Consider the following 20,594-nt stretch of genomic DNA (forward strand, 5'->3'; position numbering starts at 1 on the left):
AACCGCCGCAACGCTCTTTCGCGCTCAGCTCCGCGGTCGCGCCCCGCTCTCCTCCGCCACGGCATAGCCGGGCACGGATGGCCATCGAACAGTCAGCACCACCGACTCTTCCTCCGCGAACCATGAGTGGTCGACTCCGCGGCCCCACACGACGTAATCACCCTGCTCTTCCAGCAGAACGCTGCGGCCGGGGAGTTCAACGCGGAAACGGCCGCTGATGAGGACCAGGAGCGCTGTGCGTTCCTCGCCCTTCACCCACTGCAATCGCTCGTCGCCACGTGGGTGGACGCCCCATTTGATCTCTACGGCCTCGCTGTGGCGCGGATCGCCAACGTCCTTGAAGTGCCCGAGGAGCCACCCCCGGTCCAGCGCCGCGTCCTTGCCCGCGTTGCCCACATACACACTGTCGTTCACACGGCAGGACGCTAGCAGCCGCTCTTGTGGAGGCAATCCGTGCCTGATGCGCGCCGGTCAGGCCCTAGTGTGCTGCCATGCGCGACGACACGCCTGACGAAACGCGCCGTGCCGATCTGAGCCGGATCTTCGACGAGGACGCGGAGCTGTACGACCGGGCCAGGCCCGGGTATCCGCCCGAGCTGTTCGACGACCTCACCGAGGTGGCCGGCACCGGCCCCGGCTGTCATGTCCTCGAGGTGGGGGCGGGCACCGGCCAGGCGACCCTGCCGCTCGCCGAGCGCGGTTACCGGATCACGGCCGTTGAGCTGGGCGCGGACATGGCCGCCGTCGCCCGGCGTAACCTGGCCGGGTTCGAAGCGGTGGAGATCGTGACGGCGGACTTCGAGACCTGGCCACTGCCGGAGGAGCCGTTCGACACGGTCGTCTCGGCGACGGCCTTCCACTGGATCGATCCGGCGGTGCGGATGGCAAAAGCCGCCGACGCGCTGCGCCCCGGTGGTGCCCTCGCCGTCGTCGCCACGCAGCATGTGGCGGGCGGTAGCGAGGAATTCTTCGTCGACGTCCAGGACTGTTACGAGCGCTTCGATCCGGCCACCCCGCCGGGGCTGCGGCTTCCGGCCGCAGCGGACGTCGACACCTCGGACCACGCGGATGAGGTCGCACGCAGCGGCCGCTTCGGACCCGTGGACTTCCGGCGCTACGAGTGGGACCTGACGTACACCACGGCGGAGTACCTGGCAGTGCTGCGGACCTACTCCGGCCACCGGGCGCTGCCGCCGCAGGCCCGGGAGGGGCTGCTGGAGTGCATCGCCGGGCTGATCGACAGGCGGTACGGAGGCCGGGTCACCAAGCGGTATCTCACGGAGCTACGGGTGTCACGAACGGTTCCGGCGCTTCGGTAGGCGCCGCTCCGGCCGTGCCCACCGCACACACCTCCGACAGCTCAGCCCCTCAGGCGATGACTCGGCCGCGCAGAACGATGCGGCTGGGATGGGCCAGAACCGAGCTGTCGAGAGTCGGATCGGTGTCATAGGCAACGAGGTCGGCGGGGCCTCCCTCGACCAGTCCGGGCAGCCCCAGCCAGGCTCGGGCTGCCCACGATGCCGCCCCGAGAGCCGCTTGCACCGACAGCCCGGCGCGTATCAGCCATTCGACCTCTGACGTGATCCTGCCGCAGGGGAAGCTGTCCGTGCCTGCCAGAACCGTGACGCCGGCTTCGCATGCGGCCCTGACGTTCGGCAGCATGCCCTCCCAGCCGGCCAACCACCAGTCGCGACGGCCGCTCGGCTCCTCGGCGCGCCTCCGGTCGGCTCCGGCGCCGAAGACGCTGAGCGTCGGAACGAACGCGGTGCCCTGGGCAGCCATCTGATCGATCAGGCCAGGGTCCAGGTGCATGCCGTGCTCCAGGCTGTCCGCGCCTGCTCGAACGGCACGGCGGCTGCCGTCGGCGGTTTGGCAGTGGGCGGCCACACGGCCGCCGACCGCATGTACGGCTTGCACCACGCAGGTGAGGACTTCCTGGGGCAGCGCCGGTTCGTCGTACTTCCAGTCGACGATGACCTTGCACCAGCCCGAGGACGCCTTGGCCTCCTCGACGGCCGCCCGCACCAGATCCGCTTCACTCACATCACGCCCCAAGCCGGGGAAGAAGCGGCCCGGAGTGGCCAGCCACCGTCCGGCTGAGCGGACCCGCGGCATCTCCGGCTCCTCGTCCACCCAGCTCGGTATGCGCGCGGCGGATCCGGGCGTCCGGACCAGCAGTACGCCGGAGTCGCGGTGATCGGTCAGGTGCCGGCGAAGCGTGTCGTCGCTGAACGGCACGTCGATGTCCTCGGTGCCCGGGTGCGTATGCACGTCGACCAGACCGGGCAGCAGCCATCCGCCATCGACGACGAGATCCGCGCCGGGGACGGGGTCGGTCCGTAGCCGGTCCCCGTCGATCCAGAAGGACCGCTCTTCCCGCTCCGGCAGGACGACGCCGCGCACCTGGAGTACCACTGGCGAGCGCCTCCTCGAATTCGCCCGGCCCGATGAGCCGATCTTACTGGCCGACGCATATCAACGCATCCTGCCCGAATGGCGGTTGGAACGGGCCGCACCTGATGTCTCATTGTCCTTGGGGCGTCCGCGCGACAGGCATTTCCGGCGCGGTGCCCGGCGTACGGGTCTTCTGGGGGAGTAGGCCACGGCTGCCGACCACCAGCGCCCACGCCAGGAGAGGAAAGGCCGCGACTCGCTCCATGCCTCCCATGCCGAGCCCGAGATAGTGGCCGGAGAGAAAGAGCCCGAAGGCCGTGAGCGCGGTGATTCCCAGCAAGGTGGTCAGCCGGCGCAGGGGAACCGGAACATCTGCCGCCAGCCTGGTTCCCGTCAGAAGGAGACCGATGTTGCCCGTTCCCATGATGAGCAGGGCGCCCAGAACGTGCTGGTTCTCATGGACGTCCGCGGGCGCCAGCCCGGCCAGCACAAAACCGACGCCTGCACCGGCCAACAGAAGTCGGGTCACGGTCGAGGTGGAGCCCCGGCGCCATAGAGCGCCCGTCAGGGCGGTGCCGACGACGAGCAGCGTTCCCAGTGCGATGAACGAGGCGTTCATCGCGGCGTGTTCAGGTGAGCAGATATAGCGTGGCTCGGGATCGGACTGAAGAGCGCAGTGAGCGTTTCCTAAGTCGCTGATGTTGTTCCGTGCCCAACTGTACGGTCGCGCCCAGGCCGACTCGACGAACCAATGGACCGCGAAGAACTGCACCACACCCGCCACCCACGCGGAATATCCGATTCGAGTCTTCACCTATCCGCCTTCTCTCGCACGATGATTGTGCATACAGCGGATCATGCGGCGTCGGCCTCCATCACTCCGGCAAGCCCCCGGAGCGAGGTGGGGCAGCCCCTACTTGTGCCTGCGTCTCAAAGGGTTCACGGCACTGCGGGCAGAGCGGAATTGCAGCTTCATCACCGTCTCCCGGGGGCCGGGAAACGAAAGTGGCCCTCACCGACGGGGGATGCGGTGAGGGCCAACCTCAGTGTGGCACGGCCGCAGCGCGGAAGCACGCGTTCCGCGCGACACAATCGCATATATCTACAACCGGAACTCGCCCGCCCGCCCCCGTGCGGCGGCCCCGGCCGCCCTGACCTGCTCCGTTGTGTCTCGCGAAGCGGCGGAGGTACGGGGAGCTACCGCACAGCCCTGGCTTCATCCACGCCGTCAACACCAGTGACACCGAAACACAGCTCACCGTCCATCTCATCCGTGGAGCTGGAGCCGGGTTGGCCTGAACCTCCGGCAGCGGGAGCTTCATCCGTTTCATCGCTCTTCGGTGAAGGGCCCGTGCTGGACGAAGCGGTGGAGCTGGCCGGCGAAGGTCCGCGCCTCGCCGGGCGGCCAGGAGGCGAGAGAGTCCTCGATATGCGCGGCGAGGCGCTGGCGGGTGGTCTCGATGGCCTGTCGCCCGGTTTCGGTCAGGGCGAGCAGAGTGGCGCGCCGGTCGCCGGGGTCGGGTTCGCGGCGTAGCAGCCCGGCTTCCTCCAGGCGGGTCGCGCGGCGGGTGACGCCGGAGCGGTCCAGGCCGATCTCGTCGGCGAGGCCCGCGGCGCTGCGCGGGCCCGTGCGGGCCAGCCCGCTGAGGACGGGGTAGGTGACCTCGTCCACGGCCTCGCCCAGGCCCTCGGTCAGGCGTCGGTGGATCTGCTCACGGGTGCTGCGCCTGAGCAGCGTGCCCAGCGCGTCGGCGATCTCGTGTCCCACATCGTTCGGCATGACCCCCAGATTAGCGTGCGCTGCGCACGCAATATGCGGTACGGTGCAGATGCGTGCTCGGCGCACGCAGTTTTCGATGCTTCCAGCCACCGAAAGGCACCGTCATGGCCACCGCCACCTCTCGCACCAGCATCGCCGCGGCCCTCACCGACCTGCTCTTCACGCCCGGCCTTGACCTGGTCGAGGCTGCCGGCCGGCACTTCGCCCCCGACTACCGCCAGCGCACCGACGGCCGCTGGGACGACCGCGGTGAGTTCCTGGCCCACATCGCCCACCTGCGCACGATCGTCGCCGGCGGGTCGGTCCAGGTCCTCGACGAAGTCGTGAAGGGCGACCGCTACGCGGACCGTCACGTCATCGACGTCGCGAAGACCGACGGCTCCATCGTGCGCACGGAGGTCTACCTCTTCGCGGAGTTCGCCCCGGACGGGCGCTTCCGCCGCATCGAGGAGACCACCCTCATGCTGCGGGGCGCCGAGGCCGACCGGAACATGGGCAGCGCTCGCTGACAGCGCGCGGCGCGGCGTACGGGAGCGGTGCCGCGTTCCCGAACGCCCCGACCGACTACCCTGATCTCCCACTGCGCCCCATGGGGCACGCGTCCTGCGAGAGAATGACCCGAGCCCGAGCGAAGGCGTCTCGACTGGGGCCGCAGAACGTGACACCCGATGCGGGGAAGGGAAGTCGGAGATGAGCGCACAGCCCGAACACCCCACCGACCGCAGGATCCCGGCGATCCCGAACACGATCAACGGCATCGGCGATGCGCTGACCGGAGCGAACCGGGCCCACTTCTACGCCGAGGTCCTGGCCGCCGAAGAGGAGACCGTCCCCGGCATCATGCGCAAGTGGTGGAAGGCGGCCATGCTCGACAGCGCCCCCGGTGCGGCGGAGAGCCGTTCCAACGCCGCCGCCGGCATCCGCCTGGTCTCCGTGGAGGACCTCGCCGACCAACTCGAGGGAATCGGCCGATGACCGCCCAGCCGCGTCGCGGCTGGGCGGTGTGGACCGAGGAGATCCCCGCACGGACGCTGCTCGACATGCCACCGGACCTTTCCAAGAAGGTGGTGAACTTCCTGAGCGCGCTGGCCCTCGAAGTCGGTGGCGCGATCGACCGCGACCGGCGGCCGCCCGGCGACCCGATGGACGACCTCGGCACCCGGTACAGCCTGCAGATCGGCGGGGAGCCGATCGTTTTCGAATACGTCGTGCTCCCCGAGCTCCGCGAGATCCGCGTCCCCGTGCTGGTCTGGTTCCGCTGACCTCCTGTCCGCCCCCCGGCGCGAGGCGGTCAGGAGGTTGGCGTGACGAGGTAGTCGCCGTGCTCCAGGTCGTCGAGCAGTGTCGGGCGGGTGGGTGACCACCCGAGCAGTTCCTGGGTGTACGAGCTGGAGACGGGCGCGTCGATGCCATAGACGGTGGCCATGAACGGGCTGACGAAGTGCGCGGCGGCTTCGTCCGGGGTCAGCGGGACCGCGGGCAGATCGAGGGCTCGGGCGATCGTCTTTGCGATGCTCTTGAAGGTGACGCCGCTTTCGGCCACTCCGTGCAGCACGCTGCCCGCGGGGGCCTTCTCCAAGGCCAGGCGGAACAGGCTCGCCGCGTCGAGCCGATGCACCGCGGGCCACCGGTTGCCGCCGTCGCCGACGTAGGCCGACTTGCCGGTCTTTCGCGCGGTGGCGACGAGCATGCCGATGAAGCCGTAGTCCCCGGGGCCGTGGACGGTGGGGGCGAGCCGGACCACGCTCGTGCGTACTCCCTGGGCGGCGAAGCCCAGGCACGCTCGCTCGCCCGGGATCCGGAATCCGGCGATCCCGTCCGGGTCGGGTTCGTCCTTCTCGGTCGTCTCCCGGCCGAGGGGCATGACCAGCGTGCCGGACGTGCTGACGAACGGCTTGCCCGAGTGCGCCAGCGCCCGGCCGAGCGTCTCGATCGCGGTCCGGTCGCGCCGCATCATGTCGTCGGGGTCGGCGAAGTCGCCGCCGAAGGCCATGTGCAGGACGCCGTCGGCGGCTTCGGCGCCGCTGCGCAGGCTGTCGAGGTCGTCCAGGGAGCCGCGGTGCGGTGTGGCGCCCAGCGACTCCAGCCGAGCGGCGGCGGCGTCCGAGCGCGCCAGCCCGGTGACGGTGTGGCCGGCCGCGACCAGCTCGGTGACGATGGCGGGGCCGGTCAGGCCGGAACCACCGGTAACGAAGACATGCATGAACACTCTCCCACTTAACGTCAGTGACTGGCGCTACGTAGCGCCAGTGACTGACTCTACGCGTAGCGCCAGTCACTGACGCAATGTGGCGTCGGTCACTGACATGACGCGATAGGCTCGGGGAGTGCCACGGAGCGGACTAGAAGCGCGCCGCCGCCTTCAGCAGGCGGCGCTGGAGCTGTACCGGGAGCGGGGGTTCGACCAGACCACCACGGCTGAGATCGCCGCCCGGGCCGGCGTCAACGAGCGCACGTTCTTCCGGCACTTCCCGGACAAGCGCGAGGTGCTCTTCCATGGCGAAGCCGACCTGCGCGCCGCGCTGATGCAATCGGTGGCCGAAGCGCCCGACGGTCTGCAGCCCCTCCAGATACTGCTCTGCGCCTTCCGGGAAGCCGGACGGATCCTCGAGGAGAACCGCCCGTTCTCCGAACCGCGACTGGAAGTCATCGCCAGGACACCGGCCCTCCGCGAGCGCGAGTTGGCCAAGGCCGCGTCGCTCACCGAAGCCGTGGCGGAGGCGCTGCGGCAGCGCGGGGTCGCCGACCGGCTGGCCGGCCTGGCCGCTCACACCGGCTGGGCCGCCTTTCACCAGGCGGCCGGGGCCTGGATCGACGACCCCTCGCAGAGCCTGGACACGCATCTCTCCCGCGCCTTCGACGATCTGCGCGCCCTCTGCGCGACGTCGACAAGCTGAGCCGGTCTGTCGTCCAGCTCGTAGCGGAACGCGGCCGAGCGGCCTGCCCCCGGGGCGCCGCCGCCGTCAGGTCCGCCGCGCCGCGACGCAGCGGGCGTGGACCGCCAGGCGTGGTGGGGAACTCCGCGACCGAGCCACCCCGTTCGCACAGCTCCTCGATCTCCTGCGGCGAGCTGGGGTCGTGGCCGAGCAGCCGGATCCGGCCCGCCGCGGCCTGCTCGCCGAGCCACTCCAGCGCCTCCTCGCGGACGTCGAGCCGGCCGTCCCGGTCCTCGATCGGCCGGTCGCCTCCGCGTCGAGCACCGCGGCGGCCGGCGCGGCCGCGCGGTCGTCCCCGAGACGCATGGCCCAGCCGCGGTGGCCCGCGAGCTCCACCTCGGCCGGCAGGCCAGCACGTCACCGAGCAGGAATCGCTGCTCCAGGACCGGCTCGCGGACCTGCGCGGTCACGCACCCGACCTCGGGCCCCACCAGCACCCGTACCTGCGCGCCGTCGGCGATGCAGGCATCGGCCAGTTCGATCAGTTCGGCCCTCTCGGCCTCGGCCAGCAGGGCACAGCGATGCTCCCTGCTCATGACGTATGCCACTGCTTCTCCTGGTTCTCCTGGTTCATGGCGGTGTGACAACTTCCTGCGGTGTGGCGACCTCGTCACCGGTGGCCGCCCGTTCGTCGAGTTCGACCACGACCCGGACGGCGTCGGCACGGGTCCAGGTGCGGCTGCACATCGAGACGTTGCCGAGCGCCTCGTCCCGGCTGACGCTCTCCACCAGCCAGGCGGGCTGGCCGTTCTCCATGTGCAGGACGCGCAGGACCTCCGCCGGGGGGACGTCGATGCTGACCCGGCACCAGGCCCGCATGGGCCGCACCCGCACCGTCTGGCGGAGTACGAGATCGACGGAGTCGACCGCGTGCAGTGCCAGATCCAGGTGCGGCGCCTCGTCCACCGGGATCCACTCGTGGGTCCAGGAGGCGAGGAGGTCGTCGATGTAGAACTCGCGCACCACCTCGTGCACGCGGGACGCTGCGCGAGATGACGTAGTCGATGCGCCGGTTGACGAACGTGCCCGACCCCTGGATCCGGCGGACGACGAATCGGCGCTCCAAATCCTGAACGGCCGCCCGTGCGGCGGCCCACTCGGCGGACAACTGCTCCGCGATCTCCAGATACCTGGTCGCACTCACACCGGGAACTGTGATCGGCCCACTCGTCCGGACAACCTGCCGATGGCCAATGAGTCAGGCCGGGAACGTGAACAAACGGGGCAGTTGTTTCACGATTCGAACCGGACTTCTTCCTTGGAATCCAAGGTGTGCGCGCGTCCGGCGGCCAGTGGATCGGTCAACCCGGGCCATCTCACTGCGACGGCGGCTCACCGAGTGCGAGAGTCGTCATCACGCCGGCACGGCAACTGACCACGGCAAGGAAAGAGGAGCACTCTTGTTGACGTCCCTGTGGAAACGGCACGGCCTGGTCTTCGCCATCGGGGCGGTCTGTATCCTGGTGAACGGACAGGGTCTGGGCCCGCTCTGGTTCGCCGGCGTCATTCTTCTGGTGCTCGGCGGGCTGATGCGCGGGCACCTGTGGCGCAAACAGCGCCCGCCGCAGGGACAGACACCGGTCCCGGTCGAGGTGCCCGTCACCGGACGCTGGCAGGCTCTCAACGGCCCGGGTACGAAGGTGCCCAGCCACACGCACAGCCATGCGCAGACCTACGCCATCGACCTGACACACCACCCCACGGCAGAAGCGACGCCACCGTTCCGCCCGCTCTGGCCGCTGGGCCGCCGCCCGCACCATTACCCCGCCTTCGGCAGCCCCGTCCTGGCCCCCGGCGACGGCGTGGTCGTGGCAACCACCGACCGCCAGCGCGATCACCTCTCCTGCACCTCGCTGCCCGGCATCGCCTACCTCTACCTGGAGGGCTTCCTACGCAGTCTGGGGTGGCCCCGCCACCTATGGGGCAACAACCTCGTGCTCGAGCTGGACCAAGGCGTGTACGCGGGCTTCGGGCACCTCAGACGCGGATCTCTCCGCGTGGCCGTGGGCGACCGGGTCACGGTCGGCCAGCAGGTGGCCGAGTGCGGCAACTCCGGCAACTCCTCCGAGCCACATCTGCACTTCCAGCTCATGAGCGGACCCGACTCCGAGACCGCACACGGCCTGCCCTTCGCATGGCGCTACCGCGACGACGACGGCACCGAACATGCCGGAGTGCCCAAGGACGGCACTTACCTCACCCCGAAAAAATGAGGTTGCCCGGTGGGGGAGTGGGGCGTTCTCTGGATGAGCGTCGAAGCGTTCCAGCGGGCCATTGGACCCAAGGAGATCCACTGGATCAACGGCGCAAGCCATGTCGACCTCTACGACAAGAAGCAGTACGTGGACCCCGCCACCGAGAAGCTCGCCGGCTTCTTCAGCGAGCGCCTGGGCCAACAGTGAATTCCAAGGCCGGGTCAGATCACGCGGAAGAGGTCGGCGGCCGCGTGGACGTCGGCGAGGTCCTCGATGGAGCGGAGGTTGTCGCACAGGGCCTCCAGGACCGAGCCGGTCTCGGCGGCGCGCGGGGCGCCGACGGCCACGCCGAAGACCCGGAAGCCCAACTGGCGCTTGGCGTCGTTCCAGCCGCGCATCCATTCCTCGGTGACGCCGCATTCGTCGTCGGTGATCATCACGATGTCGCCGCGCGTGCGGGCGGTGTCGTTGAACTCCTGCGCCAGCAGCTCGCGGGCCGCTGTCAGCGGCGTCTGGTAGCTGGTGCCGCCACCGAGGAAGGTCTCCGCGAAGTCGAGGAGCCGGGCGATGCCGGCGGGCCGGCCGGACGGAAAGCGGAACACCTGGATTTTGTCGGCGGCGGAGAACAGGATGCCGACGAAGTCACGCTTGGCATGGCGGGCCTGGTCCAGCAGTGCCAGGGCGCACGCCTTGGCCCACGCCTCCCGGGTGACTCCGCCGGGCCCCGCCTCGTACATGGAGTGCGAGGTGTCCACGCACGCGATGATGGCGCCCCGGCCGGTGGCCTGCTCGCCCTGGCTGTCGTAGAGCATCAGCTCCCCGGCGGCGTAGCGCGCGGCGAACACCGCACGCAGTTCGGGCAGGCCGAGGTTGGCCAGCTCGGAGGGGATGACGCGGGAGAGGTCATTGCCGAGCGTGACGCCGACCAGCTCCCCGGTGGCGTTCTCCACCTTGCGGGCGCGCTCACCGCCGGCCATCTGCCGGAAGCGGCCGATCAGCTCGGCCCACTGTGCGAGACGGCCGCTGCGCAGCCGCTCGGCGAGCCGGGCGCGCTGGTCGAACGGCATCCGCTCCAGCTCGCCGGGGCCAATGCCCCATGCCCGCATCAGCGCGGCCTCCTCCCGCACGGCCCGGGCGGCCTTCGCCGCCGCGTTCCGTGCGGCGGCACGGATGCCGGGGGCCGCCGCCAGGGCCCGCGAGGCGTCCTGGGCGGCCTGCCGCGCAGCGGCGTCGGCGGTCTCGGCGGCCTCGATCGTCTGTTGTGCGGCGTCGGCGGCCGGGGCCGGCACGGTGCCGACCCCGTCGGACCCGTCCGCCTCGTCGGCGGCCTGCTGGAGCGCCTCGCCCACGGCGTCCGCCGCGTCCTCGGCGTCCCGCTGGGCCCGCTTCGCTCGCACGGCCCGCTCCTGGGCCGTCCGGGAGCGCTCCAGCATCCCGCGCAGCGCGGCGGCCTGGGCGAGCACGGCCATGGCGGCGGCGTAGGGGTCGCCGGCCGTCTCCCGGTGGAGTTCGGCGAACTCCACCGACTCCATCAGCGAGGTGATGACCTGGTGGTTGACCAGTCGGGACGGATCCATCTCCGCGCGCTCGCGCAGCCGCGGGCCGACCTTGTAGGCGGCCAGGAACACGTCGGTCAGAAGGTCGGTGGTGTAGTGGTAACGCCCGTTCAGCTCCTCAGCCACATCGCGTAGTCCGGCCGACTGCTCGTAGGTGTCGCGCCAGGTGATCCGGTCGAACCGGTCCGCGACCACGGCCACGGTGTGCCGTTCGGGAGCGGCGGCGGACCGGCCCAGCCATGTCCCGGCCCGGCCTGCCAGGTCGTCGAGCCGGGCCGGTGTCCGGTCCGGTGTCTCGTCCATGCTTCTGATCCCCCGGCGTTCAAAGCTGGGCCTGCACCGTGCTCGCGTCCACGCCGAGGGCCTCGGTGAGGACGCGGGCGCGGACGGCGCGCTGGCGGCCGGTGACCCGGTCGATGGCGGCGGTGGAGCGGCCTGCGCTCGCCGCGTCCTGGCGCAGCTTCTCCAGCCGCTTCCCCGCCATGGCGAGCTTGTTGTGAGCCTTCTTGATGACCCACTCGCTCAGCGCCTCGCGGGACTGCCCGGCCATGGCGTCGAGCTGTGCCTCCAACTCCTCGATGGCGTCGGCCAGGTCGAGCGCCTCCTTGGCGTCGGGGTTGACCAGTTGCAACACCTCGCGCTCGACGGTCGGACGCTGGGCGGGGGAGTCCCACAACACGTGCGTCAGCACCGACAGGTCGGTCTCGGCGACCGCCGGACGGCCGTCGAGGTACGCGGACGCCTGGAGCAGACCCACCGCCTGCCGCCAGCGGCGGTCGGAAGCCACGAGTTCCTTGCGGCGCAAGGCGGCCCGCAGCGTACACACCGCGTCCACGATCGTGTCGGGGACGTCCACGGCCGGGACGGCTTCGGTCACGGCGTGCCGCAACGCGGCCAGCTCGACCGTGGTCCGGGCCGGTGCCGCCGGGCGGCTGACGGCGGAGCGGACCAGCGCGGCGAAGTTCGAGGGGTCCTCCAGATATCCGACCTCGATCCGGACCAGCAGCCGGTCGTAGATCGCGGCCGAATCCTCGCCGCTGGGCAGTTCATTGCTCGCCGTGATGGCCCCGATCAGGGGGCAGCGGATCGGCTCGCCGCCGCTCTCGGGGTGGTAGATCCGCTCATTGAGATACCCCAGCGTCTCGTTCAGCGCCGCCGTGGAGCACTTGAAAATCTCGTCGATGAACGCGACATGCGCGGTCGTGGCGCGGCCGTCGTAGACCTGGCGGTACTCACCCCGGGCCAGCGCGGCGACGTCGATGGGACCGAACATCCTCGTCGGTGCGGTGAACTTCGACAGCAGGATCTCCCAGTAGGACGCCCCCTCGATCCGGCCCGTGAGCTCCCGGGCCATCTCGGACTTCGCCGTTCCGGGCGGGCCGAGCACCAGCGAGTGCTGCCCGGCCAGCAGCGTCACCACCAGCGTCCGCACCACGTCGGCCCGCTCGTAGAAACGGTCCGACAGCTCGTCCCCGATCGCCCGTAGCCGCTTGGCCGTGTCCTGCGCGTCCTGTGCGCTGTCCAACTCAACTCCCTGTCTGCGACACCCGGTTGGGCTCACGAGACGGCCTTTCCGTGGCCTGCGCTCGATACCGCCCCGGCGTAATGCCGAACTCCCTCTCGAAGGCGTGCGAGAGTGCGTACGGGCTGCCGTAGCCGACCCGGCCGGCGATGGTGGCCAGGGTATCCGGAGTGTCTCGGAGCAGGGTGGCGGCGAGGATCACGCGCCACCAGGTGAGGTACGTCATCGGAGGGCGGCCGACCAGGGTGGTGAACCGGCGCGCCAGGGTGGGCCGGGAGACGCCCGCCTCTGCCGCCAGGCGGTCATTGCTCCACGGCGCGGCCGGGTTGGAGTGCATCGCCCGCAGGGCGGCGGCCGTCACCGGGTCGCCCAGTGCGCCGGGCCAGGCTCCGCAGGTGGTCTCGGCCATCCAGGAGCGGATCATATAGACGAGGAGGAGGTCGAGCAGGTTCGGCAGCGCGACGCAGGAGCCGGGCCTGCTCTCGTCCAGCTCACCGGCGAGCAGGTCGATCGCGGCACGGAGTTCGAGGTGGCCGCCTACTCGGTTGGGAAGGTGGACGACCTCGGGCAGTTCTGCCATGAGCGGGTGCATGCGGCTGCAGTCGAGCCAGTACGTGCCACAGAGCAGCTCCGTCGTGTCGTGATCCGGCCGGGCTCGCGGCTCTTCCGCCACGAGCCATTGCTCGAACGGCACCGCCTTCGCCTTCGCGACCGCCGTATCGACGGGGGAGTCGGCGATCACATGGCCTGTGCCATGGGGCAGCAGCACTGCGTCACCCACGCCGAGCGGTACCAGGGTGCCGCCGTCGGTCAGCAGCCAGCAGTTGCCCTTCAGGACGACGTAGAAGCCCGCACCGTCGTACGGGTCCAGCCGCGCGCACCAACTCCCACTCGTCCGCACCCGGTGGGACCAGGGGTGGCCGAGGTGCACGGCAGAGATCGCGTCGCTCACCACATCCATGCGCCGAGGATATCTCCCGTATGAGGCGTGAGACGGATGCGTATTTCGCTGAGCCGCATGCGCATTGAGAGGATCGTTCGGCCTTTTTAGGGTCGAGCGCATGATGAACGAGAACGAGCGGGTGCAGAGCATGGTGCTGGGGGATGTCGAGGTCATCCGGATCATTGAGTGGCACAGACCGTTCTTGCCCACCTTTGGCATGTTCCCGGGAGCCACCGCCGAGGTGTGGAAGGACAATGAGGACTGGCTGGCACCGGACCACTGGGAGCCGGACAGCGACCGGACGGTGGTTGCCCTGCAGACGTGGGTGCTGCGCAGCGGTGGGCGGACCGTCCTGGTGGACACCGGAGCGGGCAACGGGCGCGAGCGGCCGGGCATGGCGCCGTTTTTCCATCAGTGTCAGGGTGATTTTCTCGGTCTCCTGGCGAGGGCCGGTGTGCGCCCGCGGGATGTCGACGTCGTCGTCAACACCCACCTCCACGTCGATCACGTCGGCTGGAACACCGCCCAGGCGGACGGGGAGTGGGTACCGACGTTCCCCAACGCCCACTACCTCATCCCGGCCGCCGACGACTCCCACTACGGCCCCGGCAACGCGCAGGGGAACGGTCTGCAGGAGGTCGACCGCCTGATCTACGAAGACAGCATCGCGCCCCTCCACCGGGCCGGACAGGCCGTGCTCTGGGACGGCTTCCACCGCATCGACGAACACCTCACCCTGGAGTCCGCGCCCGGCCACACTCCCGGTTCGTCCGTGCTGCGACTCGCCTCCGGGAGCGACCGGGCGGTCTTCGTCGGAGATCTGCTGCACAGCCCGGTGCAGATTCTCCAGCCCTGCTGCAACAGCGACGCCTGCCTGGCCCCGGAACAAGCGGTGTCCAGTCGCCGCCGGATTCTCGGGCGGGCAGCCGATGAACGAGAGCTGCTCGTCCCGGCACACTTCGGCGGTGCGGGTGCCCTGGAAGTCCGACGCAAGGGCGGTGGGTTCGCCCTCGGCCCATGGGCCGCATTCGGTCCGAAGAAGTAGAGCGGGTCAGCTCTGCGCGACGTCCTTGACGAACACGATGCCGTCAATGCCGGCCAGATGGGCCGGGTCGAGCGGGGAGTAGCCGAACCAGGGGGATACGCGGTGCGCGGGCAGCGGGTCGCCGACGGCGGTGGCCAGCCGCGGGGCGTCGATGACGCAGCGGTCCTCCGGGAGCGCGTACAGAAGCCCTTCGACGGTGTCCGGCGGCGGAGTGTCCACTCCCCGGTGCCGGATCGTGCCCAGGGCCGTGGCCACGAAGGCGTACTCCGCGCCGAGTCGGGCACTCACCAGCGCACCGGCGCTCCACCACTCCAGCGGCATCCCGCCCATCCGCATCGTGCTCTTCGCCCGCTGGAGATGGCCGTTGTGGGCGTGGACCAAGGCCGGGCCCCGTTCCGCGAGGGCGAGGAGGTTGTGGGCCATCATCTGGTCCCGCAGGCTCACCAGCCAGGTCATGCGGGCCGGTGAGGTGTCGGCCATCCAGCGGTGGTAGCGCAGCAGGCCGGTGGCGGTGCGCCCGTACAGGCGCGCCCGGTCCCAGCCGTCCCGCGAGCTCGCCGCGAGCAGGTGCGGTGTCCGTGTGTCGAGCAGGGCCACCAGATCGTCGGCGAGCAGCCGCAACTCCCGGGCCTCGGCCGACTGCCCCACGGACTCGGTCGGGTCCATCATCGCGGCGGGGTTGGTCCACCGGTCGTCGGCGCCGAGCAGGCGGTCGAGCGTTTCCCCGGTGCAGGAAAGCAACTCCGCGTCCACCCGGGCCGCGAGGTAGCCGTGGAGTGCGGTGAGGGCCTGCCGGGGGCTCGCGGCGGCGGTGATCTCCAGCGGTCCGTCGAAACCGGCGAAGCGGAGCCGCTCGGACGCGGGCCTGCCGTCGTTGTAGGCGCGCATCCAGCGCACGAGCTCGCGGTTGGCCGCGGAGGTGCCCCAGCCGTGGCTGAATCCGTGCTCCATGACCTCGTCGAGCGTGCCGGTGCCCGAGGTGACGTAGTCGTCCACGACCAGGCCCATCATGCAGTCGCTCTCGATCGCGATCGTCCGGTAGCCCTCCTGCTCGACGAGCTGCCGGAAGAGCTCGTTGCGCAGGTCGAGCAGAGTGTCCTCGCCGTGGGTGGGCTCGCCCAGGGCGAGCAGCCGCGGCCGGGCCGGGAGCAGTCCCATGACGGCGGCGGCCTCGACGGCATGGGCGGTGTCCTTGATGTCGGTAGCCATGCCTTCAACGGTATCGTTTGAACCTTCCGTTGAAACTTCTTCGCGATATCGGCAGAATCATGGGACGAAACCTTCAAATCGGTAAGCGGCTCAGGCCGGTTGATCTGGCGCGCGCACACGGTCTGTCCACACAGGCGATCAGGAACTACGAGGCGACCGGCATCCTTCCGGCCGCGGGTCGCACACAGCACGGCTACCGCACCTACACCTCGCTGCACGCGGCGGCCCTGCGTGCGTTCCTCGCCCTGGTGCCAGGACACGGCCACCAGACGGCGACGTCGATCATGCGGGCCGTGAACCAGGGCTCGACCGAGAAGGCGTTCCGCCTCATCGACGAGAGCCACGCCCAACTCCTCGACGACCGCCGGACCCTCCAGGCCGTGGAGACCGCGCTCCGCGACCTGGAGCGCACCACGGCGCCCGAGCCCGATGTGGGATCCGGGTCGGCGGCGGTGTCCGGGCCCGGCGACACATTCATCGGGCCGCTGGCGGAAAAGCTCGGCATCGGGCCCGCGACGTTGCGCACATGGGAGCGCGCCGGTCTGGTGCGCCCGCGCCGCGACCCGCTGACCGGGTACCGCGTCTACGACGAGGCCGCCGTACGGGACGCCCGGCTGGCCCACCAACTCCGGCGCGGCGGCTACCTCCTGGAGCAGATCGCCCCGCTGATCGCCCAGGTGCGGGCGGCCGGCGGGCTGGAGCCGCTGCAGGCCACCCTGTGCGACTGGCACGGTCGGCTGTCCGCCCGCGGGCGGGCGATGCTGACCGGGGCCGCGGAGCTGGAGGCGTATCTGCGCGAGGGCGGAAGCGGACGCCTCGGAGCCGTCCCCGACAACTGAAAGGTCACTGGTGGAGAACCATCAGCTCGGGCCGCTCGAGGAACCGGGCGATGTCGCGCAGGACGAGTGAACCGAGCTCGCCGTCGACGAGCCGGTGGTCGAACGACAAGGCGAGGGTCGCGGTGTCGCGCAGCCGTACGCGTCCCTTGTGTTCCCACGGCGTTCGCCGCACCTGGCCGAAGCAGAGGATCGCCGCTTCACCAGGGTTGAGAATCGGGGTTCCGCCGTCGATGCCGAACACACCGATGTTGGTGATCGTGAATGTCCCGTTTCTCATCCGCTCGGGTGGCGTCTTGCCGGCGCGGGCCCGATCGATGAGGTCGGTGAGCGCCAAGGCGATCTCACGCAGGGAGAGCCGCTGGGCCGCCGCGATGTTGGGGACGATGAGCCCTCTCGGTGTCGCCGCGGCGACACCGAGATTGACGTCGGGGTACTGCACGATCTCACCGGCCGCGGCGTCCCACTTCGCATTGATCTCGGGATGCCGCGCGATGGCGGTCAGTGCCGCCTTGATGACGAGACACAGCGGTGTCAGGCGCACCTTCCCGAACGCCTTGTCGGCGCGTGCCCGCTTCAGGAGTTTGAGGGACCGTCGCACGTCGACGGTGACCCATTCCGTGACGTGCGGGGCGGTGAAGGCGCTCGTGACCATGGCCTCCGCGGTGTGCTTGCGCACTCCGCGAATCGGCGTGCGCACCACGTCGTCACGGGGGAGGCCGGGGGCGTTCGACGCGGTTGCCCGCTGCTCGGCGAGGCGGTGGACATCCTCGCGCGTGATGCGTCCCGACGGGCCTGTGGCGGCCACGAGGCGCAGGTCGACTCCGAGGTCGCGGGCGAGCTTGCGCACCGGCGGGGTGGCGAGGGACGTCCGGGCGGAAGACGCGACGGCCGGTTGCTCGGTCTTCCTCTTTCGCGGGCGCCGTGCTGTCCGCGCGTGCGCCGGCCCATAGCCGACCAGGACGGGCTCGCGGGCGGGGGCGGTCGGCTGCTCGTCCTGGTCGGGCGGATCGACGGACTCTTGGGGTGTGGCGTCGAGTTCGGGCCCCGCCTGCGGGGGGCTGTCGTCCTCGACCTCGAACGTGATGATCGGCGCGCCGACCGCCACCGCCTCGCCGGCGGCACAGAGGATTTCGGTAACGGCCCCGGCATACGGGCTGGGCAGCTCCACCACCGCCTTCGCCGTCTCGATCTCCACGAGGGTGTCGTTGACGCCGACCGGGTCGCCGGGTCCCACGCGCCACTCGAGGATCTCGGCCTCGGTGAGACCCTCGCCGACGTCGGGGAGATGGAAGTGCTTGGTTACCGGCATCGTGTCCTCCAGGAGAGCTCCGCCGGACGGTTCACGGGGCACACACCCGGTCGACGGCGTCGAGAACGCGATCGAGATCGGGCAGGTAGTCGTCCTCGGCGCGCGCCGGCGGATAGGGGACGTTGTAGCCGCCGACCCGTTCCACGGGGGCCTCGAGGTCGTAGAAGCAGTGCGTCATGACCGTGGCGGCGATTTCGGCGCCCAGGCCGACGTTGACGGGCGCCTCGTGTACGACGACGACGCGCCCCGTCTTCGACGCCGAGCGGCACAGCTCGGTGGTGTCGAGCGGCGACAGCGAGCGGAGGTCCAGGATTTCCAGTGAACGGCCTTCGGCGGCGGCGACCTCGGCCGCGCCCAGCGCGACCGCGACCGTGGGTCCGTAGGCGACCACGGTGACGTCGGCGCCTTCGCGCAGGACCCGGGCGCGCTGCAAGGTGTCGCCGTCCACGGGGTGACCGAGGCCGACCTCGGCCCGGTCCCAGTACCGGCGCTTCGGCTCGTAGAAGATGACGGGGTCGTCGCACGCGATCGCGGCGCGGAGCATGTCGTACGCGTCCTGGGGGTGGCCGCACGCCACGACGCGCAGTCCGGCCGTGTGGCAGAAGTACGCCTCATTCGACTCGCTGTGGTGCTCGACCGCGCCGATCCCGCCCCCCACCGGGATCCGGATGGTGACGGGAAGCCGCAGCAGCCCGCGGGAGCGTGCCCGCATCTTCGCCAGCTGGCTGACGATCTGATCGAAGGCGGGGTAGACGAAACCGTCGAACTGGATCTCGCACACCGGCCGGTACCCCCGCAGGGCCAGGCCGATCGCCGTTCCGACGATCCCCGATTCGGCCAGTGGGGTGTCCACCACGCGGTCGCCGAATTCGGCGGCCAGGCCATCGGTCACCCGGAACACCCCGCCCAGGGAGGCGATGTCCTCGCCGAGCAGAACCACCCGCTCGTCGTCGCGCATGGCCTGCCGCAGTCCCTCGTTCAGTGCGCGTCCGAGCGTGGTCGGGGCGGCCTCGTCCTGGGCGTTCGGCTTGGCTGAGGTGGCTGAGGTGGCCGCGGCGGTGATGGTCACAGGAAGGACTCCAGATACGTCTCGAAACCTTCGCGCTCGCGCCGCAGGGCCTCGGTCTCCTCGCACAAGGTGTTTCGGAAGGTGTCGCTCAGGGACGGCTCCGGAAGGGCCCGGCACTCCCGGCGCGTCCGCGCCGCGAGCTCCTCGGCGTCGGACGCGACCGTGGCGAAGTAGTCCTCGTCGGCCCAGCCACGCGCCGTGAGCAGAAGGCGTACGCGCTCCACGGGGTCGTGGGCCTCCCACCGGGCGAGCTCGGCGCTGTCGCGGTAGCGCCCCGGATCGTCCGACGTGCTGTGTCCGGACATGCGATAGGTGTGCGCCTCGATGAACCCAGGTGCTCCACCGGCCCGGACGCGCTCGACCATGCGCTGTGTGGCGGCGTGGACGGCCAGGACGTCGTTGCCGTCCACGGACACCGCGTCGAGTCCGAAACCCTTCGCACGTGCCGTCAGAGGGCGGGCGTACTGCTTGCTCGCGGGTGTCGAGATCGCCCATCCGTTGTTCTGGCAGAAGAACACGATGGGTGCCGACGCCACCGCCGCCCAGTTGAGCGCCTCGTTGGCGTCCCCCTGGCTGGACGCGCCGTCACCGAAGTAGCTGAACACGACGCTGTCGACGGCGTCGTACCGGACGCCCATCGCATAGCCGACCGCGTGCAGGGTCTGCGTCGCCAGCACAAGGCTGTAGATGTGGAAGTGATACCGCTCGGGGTCCCATGAGCCATGGCTGGCACCACGCCACTGCGACAGCAATTCCTCCGGAGAGATGCCACGGCACAGGGCCGCCACGTGCTCGCGGTAGGACGGGAAGACCCGGTCGTCCGCTCGAAGGGCGCGGATCGACCCGGCTTGTGCCGCTTCCTGCCCGAGGGACATCAGCCACAGCCCGAGCTCACCCTGGCGTTGCAGTGAGTACGCCTCCTGGTCGAAGCGGCGCCCGAGCACCATGTCGCGGTACAGCGTACGGACCAGTTCATCGGTCACCTCGAGCATGCCCGCGGCCGCCTGCTCATTCAGCGTTCCGGCAGGATCGACCAACTGCAGGACGTCGTCGGCATGGGCCGCCGCGGACACCGCAAGGGAGCTCGTGCTCATGACCGCCCCCAGGTGTGCGCACGGTCCACGGCGGTGTGGCCCTTCCGGAGGAGGCGCGGCATCCGCAGCGGCGCCGCCATCATGAGCTCCCGGATGGTGAAGCCGGAGAGCGCTTCGACGAGGGCATCGACCTGGGCGGGCTCCGCCGCGGCGAAGACGGTGCAGCGAGTCCGGCCGGCTTCCACGACCTCCGCGGAAAACGCCCGAGCGATGGCGACGACTTCGGCGAGTCGGCCCTCGGGGAAGGCGACCGCCACGAATGCCCCGCGCCGATGGTGCGACGTGTCGTCGGAGAAACGGACGACCTTGACGACGTCGGGTGCCCGGTTCAGGAACTTGACTAGGCGCTCCAGCCCCAGTTCGTCTGCCGTGTCCACCTCGATGGTGATCCTCCGCAGCCCGTCGACGGGCGCGGCGACGTCCATGGTGAGCACGTTGAACTGGCGATGCGCCAAGATCGAGGCGATGCGGGCGAGCGCCAAGGGCATGGCCACGACATCGAGTCGCAGCACGGCACCACCATGGCGGGTGTCCGGCTTCATGGCTTCAGAGGGGGCAGCGTGTGTCGCTGCTTGTATCGCGGCTGACATGAGGGACACAGTTCCAAGAGCCCGGTGCCGCCACAACAAAAGTGCGCTCAGCGATGCGAAGCAGGCGCAGATGAGCAGTCCAACCGGGTCGGGAGTGACCGTTGAGGGAAGTG

At 70.2% G+C, this 20,594-nt stretch carries 22 protein-coding genes and 2 pseudogenes; 10 read left to right on the forward strand and 14 right to left on the reverse strand.

All coding sequences use genetic code 11. The features are described from left to right. Positions 1-24: 24 nt before the first annotated feature. Entirely contained in the window at positions 25-414 is a 390-nt protein-coding gene (locus tag BLV72_RS45895) for a cupin domain-containing protein (RefSeq protein ID WP_093470001.1), read from the reverse strand. 77 nt (positions 415-491) lie between these two features. Between BLV72_RS45895 and BLV72_RS45900 the strand changes: the two genes are divergently transcribed. Further along, positions 492-1,319: a class I SAM-dependent methyltransferase gene (locus BLV72_RS45900; protein WP_093470003.1), complete on the forward strand. Its 828-nt coding sequence runs from the start codon at positions 492-494 to the stop codon at positions 1,317-1,319. Between the two features lie 49 nt (positions 1,320-1,368). Here BLV72_RS45900 and BLV72_RS45905 read toward each other — a convergent pair whose 3' ends face one another. Together BLV72_RS45905 and BLV72_RS45910 are read right to left on the reverse strand one after the other, a co-directional pair. Next, entirely contained in the window at positions 1,369-2,415 is a 1,047-nt protein-coding gene (locus BLV72_RS45905) for an amidohydrolase family protein (RefSeq protein WP_093470005.1), read from the reverse strand. Between the two features lie 109 nt (positions 2,416-2,524). Beyond that, a complete protein-coding gene (locus BLV72_RS45910) occupies positions 2,525-3,208 on the reverse strand; it encodes a DUF998 domain-containing protein (protein WP_093470006.1) in 684 nt (227 codons plus the stop codon). A gap of 369 nt (positions 3,209-3,577) precedes the next feature. Between BLV72_RS45910 and BLV72_RS52430 the strand changes: the two are divergent. Next, a pseudogene (locus tag BLV72_RS52430) lies at positions 3,578-3,693 on the forward strand (allene oxide cyclase barrel-like domain-containing protein); the annotation flags it as partial. Positions 3,694-3,721: 28 nt separating this feature from the next. On the opposite strand, the gene BLV72_RS45915 reads toward BLV72_RS52430, so the two are convergent. After that, positions 3,722-4,174, reverse strand: a complete 453-nt coding sequence (locus BLV72_RS45915; RefSeq protein WP_093470008.1) for a MarR family winged helix-turn-helix transcriptional regulator — start codon at positions 4,172-4,174, stop codon at positions 3,722-3,724. 104 nt (positions 4,175-4,278) lie between these two features. Here BLV72_RS45915 and BLV72_RS45920 point away from each other — a divergent pair, with 104 nt between their 5' ends. The 3 genes from BLV72_RS45920 to BLV72_RS45930 all read left to right on the forward strand — a co-directional run bounded on the left by BLV72_RS45920 (position 4,279) and on the right by BLV72_RS45930 (position 5,436). After that, complete coding sequence (locus BLV72_RS45920) at positions 4,279-4,683, forward strand: hypothetical protein (RefSeq protein ID WP_093470010.1); 405 nt, start codon at positions 4,279-4,281, stop codon at positions 4,681-4,683. 181 nt (positions 4,684-4,864) lie between these two features. Beyond that, complete coding sequence (locus BLV72_RS45925; protein WP_093470012.1) at positions 4,865-5,149, forward strand: hypothetical protein; 285 nt, start codon at positions 4,865-4,867, stop codon at positions 5,147-5,149. After that, positions 5,146-5,436: a hypothetical protein gene (locus BLV72_RS45930; RefSeq protein WP_093470014.1), complete on the forward strand. Its 291-nt coding sequence runs from the start codon at positions 5,146-5,148 to the stop codon at positions 5,434-5,436. The genes BLV72_RS45925 and BLV72_RS45930 overlap by 4 nt, the downstream gene beginning before the upstream one ends. A gap of 29 nt (positions 5,437-5,465) precedes the next feature. Here the strand turns inward: BLV72_RS45930 and BLV72_RS45935 are convergent, their stop codons facing one another. Then, complete coding sequence (locus BLV72_RS45935; RefSeq protein WP_093470016.1) at positions 5,466-6,377, reverse strand: SDR family oxidoreductase; 912 nt, start codon at positions 6,375-6,377, stop codon at positions 5,466-5,468. Between the two features lie 124 nt (positions 6,378-6,501). Here BLV72_RS45935 and BLV72_RS45940 point away from each other — a divergent pair, with 124 nt between their 5' ends. After that, on the forward strand, positions 6,502-7,071 hold the full coding sequence (locus BLV72_RS45940) for a TetR family transcriptional regulator (protein ID WP_093470018.1): 570 nt from the start codon (positions 6,502-6,504) through the stop codon (positions 7,069-7,071). 609 nt (positions 7,072-7,680) lie between these two features. Here BLV72_RS45940 and BLV72_RS49145 read toward each other — a convergent pair. Continuing rightward, entirely contained in the window at positions 7,681-8,250 is a 570-nt protein-coding gene (locus BLV72_RS49145) for a UTRA domain-containing protein (protein ID WP_280143050.1), read from the reverse strand. Between the two features lie 260 nt (positions 8,251-8,510). Between BLV72_RS49145 and BLV72_RS45955 the strand changes: the two genes are divergently transcribed. Together BLV72_RS45955 and BLV72_RS45960 are read left to right on the forward strand one after the other, a co-directional pair. Further along, positions 8,511-9,323, forward strand: a complete 813-nt coding sequence (locus BLV72_RS45955) for a M23 family metallopeptidase (RefSeq protein WP_093470020.1) — start codon at positions 8,511-8,513, stop codon at positions 9,321-9,323. A 30-nt stretch (positions 9,324-9,353) separates the two neighbouring features. Further along, positions 9,354-9,512: pseudogene (locus BLV72_RS45960) on the forward strand (alpha/beta hydrolase); the annotation flags it as partial. 14 nt (positions 9,513-9,526) lie between these two features. Here the strand turns inward: BLV72_RS45960 and BLV72_RS45965 are convergent. From BLV72_RS45965 to BLV72_RS45975, 3 genes are read right to left on the reverse strand one after another with little or no spacing between them, the layout of a single operon-like run. Next, on the reverse strand, positions 9,527-11,164 hold the full coding sequence (locus BLV72_RS45965) for a VWA domain-containing protein (protein ID WP_093470022.1): 1,638 nt from the start codon (positions 11,162-11,164) through the stop codon (positions 9,527-9,529). A gap of 19 nt (positions 11,165-11,183) precedes the next feature. Further along, positions 11,184-12,386, reverse strand: a complete 1,203-nt coding sequence (locus BLV72_RS45970) for an AAA family ATPase (protein ID WP_093470024.1) — start codon at positions 12,384-12,386, stop codon at positions 11,184-11,186. A gap of 1 nt (position 12,387) precedes the next feature. Then, positions 12,388-13,344, reverse strand: coding sequence for an AraC family transcriptional regulator (locus BLV72_RS45975; RefSeq protein WP_093470026.1), 957 nt, complete (start codon positions 13,342-13,344; stop codon positions 12,388-12,390). Between the two features lie 100 nt (positions 13,345-13,444). On the opposite strand from BLV72_RS45975, the gene BLV72_RS45980 reads away from it, so the two are divergent. Further along, positions 13,445-14,371, forward strand: coding sequence for an MBL fold metallo-hydrolase (locus BLV72_RS45980; RefSeq protein ID WP_093470028.1), 927 nt, complete (start codon positions 13,445-13,447; stop codon positions 14,369-14,371). Positions 14,372-14,377: 6 nt separating this feature from the next. Here the strand turns inward: BLV72_RS45980 and BLV72_RS45985 are convergent, their stop codons facing one another. After that, the gene (locus BLV72_RS45985) at positions 14,378-15,580 is read right to left on the reverse strand and encodes an erythromycin esterase family protein (protein WP_093470030.1); all 1,203 of its coding nucleotides are present in this window, start codon (positions 15,578-15,580) and stop codon (positions 14,378-14,380) included. Positions 15,581-15,639: 59 nt separating this feature from the next. Here BLV72_RS45985 and BLV72_RS45990 point away from each other — a divergent pair, with 59 nt between their 5' ends. Beyond that, positions 15,640-16,419: a TioE family transcriptional regulator gene (locus BLV72_RS45990; RefSeq protein ID WP_093470032.1), complete on the forward strand. Its 780-nt coding sequence runs from the start codon at positions 15,640-15,642 to the stop codon at positions 16,417-16,419. 4 nt (positions 16,420-16,423) lie between these two features. Here BLV72_RS45990 and BLV72_RS45995 read toward each other — a convergent pair whose 3' ends face one another. The 4 genes from BLV72_RS45995 to ilvN are packed head-to-tail and all read right to left on the reverse strand — an operon-like array spanning position 16,424 to position 20,433. Continuing rightward, positions 16,424-17,728, reverse strand: coding sequence for a dihydrolipoamide acetyltransferase family protein (locus BLV72_RS45995; protein WP_093470034.1), 1,305 nt, complete (start codon positions 17,726-17,728; stop codon positions 16,424-16,426). A 31-nt stretch (positions 17,729-17,759) separates the two neighbouring features. After that, on the reverse strand, positions 17,760-18,797 hold the full coding sequence (locus tag BLV72_RS46000) for an alpha-ketoacid dehydrogenase subunit beta (RefSeq protein ID WP_093470036.1): 1,038 nt from the start codon (positions 18,795-18,797) through the stop codon (positions 17,760-17,762). Beyond that, positions 18,794-19,891, reverse strand: a complete 1,098-nt coding sequence (locus BLV72_RS46005) for a thiamine pyrophosphate-dependent enzyme (protein ID WP_093470038.1) — start codon at positions 19,889-19,891, stop codon at positions 18,794-18,796. Before BLV72_RS46005 ends, BLV72_RS46000 begins: the two co-directional genes overlap by 4 nt. Continuing rightward, positions 19,888-20,433, reverse strand: a complete 546-nt coding sequence (ilvN, locus tag BLV72_RS46010) for an acetolactate synthase small subunit (protein WP_167746548.1) — start codon at positions 20,431-20,433, stop codon at positions 19,888-19,890. The genes BLV72_RS46005 and ilvN overlap by 4 nt, the downstream gene beginning before the upstream one ends. Positions 20,434-20,594: the final 161 nt, after the last annotated feature.

It is taken from the genome of Streptomyces melanosporofaciens (assembly GCF_900105695.1).
GTDB lineage: Bacteria > Actinomycetota > Actinomycetes > Streptomycetales > Streptomycetaceae > Streptomyces > Streptomyces antimycoticus.

What these genes read in the sequence shown, in the direction of transcription:
- BLV72_RS45985 (WP_093470030.1), bottom strand. Translation starts at nt 15,580, where the DNA reads ATGGCTACCGACATCAAGGACACCGCCCATGCCGTCGAGGCCGCCGCC.
- BLV72_RS45925 (WP_093470012.1), top strand. Translation starts at nt 4,865, where the DNA reads ATGAGCGCACAGCCCGAACACCCCACCGACCGCAGGATCCCGGCGATC.
- BLV72_RS45975 (WP_093470026.1), bottom strand. Translation starts at nt 13,344, where the DNA reads ATGGATGTGGTGAGCGACGCGATCTCTGCCGTGCACCTCGGCCACCCC.
- BLV72_RS45990 (WP_093470032.1), top strand. Translation starts at nt 15,640, where the DNA reads ATGGGACGAAACCTTCAAATCGGTAAGCGGCTCAGGCCGGTTGATCTG.
- BLV72_RS45995 (WP_093470034.1), bottom strand. Translation starts at nt 17,728, where the DNA reads ATGCCGGTAACCAAGCACTTCCATCTCCCCGACGTCGGCGAGGGTCTC.
- BLV72_RS46005 (WP_093470038.1), bottom strand. Translation starts at nt 19,891, where the DNA reads ATGAGCACGAGCTCCCTTGCGGTGTCCGCGGCGGCCCATGCCGACGAC.
- BLV72_RS45930 (WP_093470014.1), top strand. Translation starts at nt 5,146, where the DNA reads ATGACCGCCCAGCCGCGTCGCGGCTGGGCGGTGTGGACCGAGGAGATC.
- BLV72_RS45900 (WP_093470003.1), top strand. Translation starts at nt 492, where the DNA reads ATGCGCGACGACACGCCTGACGAAACGCGCCGTGCCGATCTGAGCCGG.
- ilvN (WP_167746548.1), bottom strand. Translation starts at nt 20,433, where the DNA reads ATGAAGCCGGACACCCGCCATGGTGGTGCCGTGCTGCGACTCGATGTC.
- BLV72_RS45935 (WP_093470016.1), bottom strand. Translation starts at nt 6,377, where the DNA reads ATGCATGTCTTCGTTACCGGTGGTTCCGGCCTGACCGGCCCCGCCATC.
- BLV72_RS45915 (WP_093470008.1), bottom strand. Translation starts at nt 4,174, where the DNA reads ATGCCGAACGATGTGGGACACGAGATCGCCGACGCGCTGGGCACGCTG.
- BLV72_RS45980 (WP_093470028.1), top strand. Translation starts at nt 13,445, where the DNA reads ATGATGAACGAGAACGAGCGGGTGCAGAGCATGGTGCTGGGGGATGTC.
- BLV72_RS45920 (WP_093470010.1), top strand. Translation starts at nt 4,279, where the DNA reads ATGGCCACCGCCACCTCTCGCACCAGCATCGCCGCGGCCCTCACCGAC.
- BLV72_RS45965 (WP_093470022.1), bottom strand. Translation starts at nt 11,164, where the DNA reads ATGGACGAGACACCGGACCGGACACCGGCCCGGCTCGACGACCTGGCA.